This window comes from Nonomuraea zeae (assembly GCF_005889725.1).
GTDB classification, from domain to species: Bacteria; Actinomycetota; Actinomycetes; order Streptosporangiales; family Streptosporangiaceae; genus Nonomuraea; species Nonomuraea zeae.
The window spans coordinates 1-2,015 of the sequence record NZ_VCKX01000633.1; the positions used below are offsets into that span (position 1 = coordinate 1).

The 2,015-nt window shown below is 65.9% G+C and carries 3 protein-coding genes; all 3 read left to right on the forward strand.

Annotated features, from left to right (window positions below; genetic code table 11):
• Positions 1–857 (forward strand): replication initiator (locus ETD85_RS64270; RefSeq protein WP_170247508.1); only part of this gene is annotated, 857 nt, incomplete at its 5' end.
• Between the two features lie 223 nt (positions 858–1,080).
• Positions 1,081–1,269, forward strand: coding sequence for a helix-turn-helix transcriptional regulator (locus tag ETD85_RS61955; protein WP_138699042.1), 189 nt, complete (start codon positions 1,081–1,083; stop codon positions 1,267–1,269).
• Positions 1,269–1,916 carry a site-specific integrase gene (locus tag ETD85_RS61960; protein WP_138699043.1) on the forward strand — a complete coding sequence of 216 codons (648 nt, stop codon included), beginning with the start codon at positions 1,269–1,271 and terminating at the stop codon, positions 1,914–1,916. Before ETD85_RS61955 ends, ETD85_RS61960 begins: the two co-directional genes overlap by 1 nt.
• Positions 1,917–2,015 lie beyond the last annotated feature (99 nt).

Consider the following 2,015-nt stretch of genomic DNA (forward strand, 5'->3'; position numbering starts at 1 on the left):
GCCCCCACGGCACCCCGCTGGCCTGCTGGCAACGCCACCCCGCCGGAGACGAACAACTCGGCCGGCCGCTGTGCGCCGACTGCTACGACCACGCCCACCACGTCGTCTGGAACCACCACGCCGGAGAACTCTGGCGCCGCACCAAACAACACGCCGAACGCCACCTCAACCAACGCGCCCGGCAACGCGGCCTGCCCAAAATCCGGTTCTCCCACGGCAAAGCCGCCGAATACCAAGCCCGCGGCGCCGTCCACTTCCACATCCTGCTCCGCCTGGACGGCATCGACCCCGACAACCCCGGCCTCATCATCGCGCCGCCGGACGGCATCACCACCGAGGACGTCATCGCCGCCGTCACCCTGGCCGCCACCACCATCGCCCACACCACCGACCCCCACTCTGCCCGCCCCGAAGGCTGGCGCATCGCCTGGGGCCAGCACCACGAGATCCGGCGCATCACCCTGTCGGCCTCCGGCGACGCCCTCGACGACCAGGCCGTAGCCGCCTACCTCGCCAAGTACTCCACCAAAGGCACCGAAGCCACCGGCCACACCTCCCGGCGACTCACCCCCGACACCATCGACCTATACGCCAACCCCGATGGCACCCACCCCGAACGGCTCATCGCCGCCGCCTGGACCCTCGGCCAAGCACCCGGCTGGGCCGGATTACGCAGGTGGGCGCATATGCTCGGCTTCGGCGGACACTTCCTCACCAAAGCCCGCCGCTACTCGATCACCTTCGGCTCCATCCGGCAAGAACGAGCCGCCTACAGACGCGCACAAGCCCTCAACGACCGCCCTAAGGGCAGAGGGACTCCCCCAACCAGCGCCATTCCAGCGTCAAGCAGACCTTGACACCAAAACCGAGGAAACCACCCTCATCGTCGGATTCCTCACCTACGCAGGCACCGGCTGGCACAGCACCGGTGACCAACTCCTCGCCAACACGGCAGCGGCACAAGCCCGCGAACGCACCCGAGCAGGACGCGAAGACCTCGCCCACCACGCCTGGGAACAGAGCTCGTCCACACCGCTCGCAGCCTGACCAACCCTCAGAACGCGAACGGAGCCGTCATCTATGAACCCAACCACGGAGCGGACTTGGACCACTGAGGAGGTTGCGGCCTTCCTCGGCGTTCCCAAGGCTACTCTCTACCAATGGCGTTACCTCGGCACCGGTCCCAAAGCCGCCCGCGTGGGTCGCCACCTGCGGTATCTCCAAGCTGATGTGCTGGACTGGTTCCGGCAGCAACAGGACGTTTCCTGATGGGCGTCTACGACCGATGGCACAAGAGCCATCCACGTGATGGGGACAAACCATGCCGCGAGCACAGCCGTGGCAAGACCATGTTGTACCCCACCACCGATCATCTCCAGGGCGACCGATGGCAGGTGCGGTGGCGCGATGGGACCGGGCAACAGTGCAAACGCAACTTCCCCAAGAAGGCTGGCACCGACCCCGAGACATGCGCCGAAGCCTTCGACGCGCAGCGCAGAGCGGACGAATCCCGAGGCGAATGGATCGACCCACGACTGGGCCGGACCCCGTTCCGCGACTACGCACCCACCTGGATTAAGGCTCGGCTGCACAAGCCGGGAACCACCGAGACCTACGATCGACACCTGCGCAATCACATCAATCCCGCGTTCGGCGGCCTGGGCCTGGCGGCCATCCGGCCCACCACGGTGCAGCAGTGGGTTAAAGACCTCCAGGTGATCAAGGGCTTGGCCCCGAGCACCATCGAGACCATTTACGTAATCTTCGCCAGCATCATGCGTGGCGCTGTTCGCGACGGATACCTGCGCAAGACTCCCTGTGTCGACATCCGCCTTCCCGAGGTCGGCAAGACCACTGTCCGACTTCTCACCCCCGAACAGGTGATCTCGCTAGCCCCGTTTTCCGCACGTGAGTGATCTTCAGCGGAGGTCTCGTGGATCGATGTTGAGCAGGTCCAGGAGGTGGAGTTGGAGGTCGGTGGGTTGCGGGATGGTCGGGGGTGACTGGCCGGTGCC

Bases quoted from the DNA above. Each gene is read 5' to 3' on its own strand.
- ETD85_RS61955 (WP_138699042.1), top strand. From the start codon at position 1,081: ATGAACCCAACCACGGAGCGGACTTGGACCACTGAGGAGGTTGCGGCC.
- ETD85_RS61960 (WP_138699043.1), top strand. From the start codon at position 1,269: ATGGGCGTCTACGACCGATGGCACAAGAGCCATCCACGTGATGGGGAC.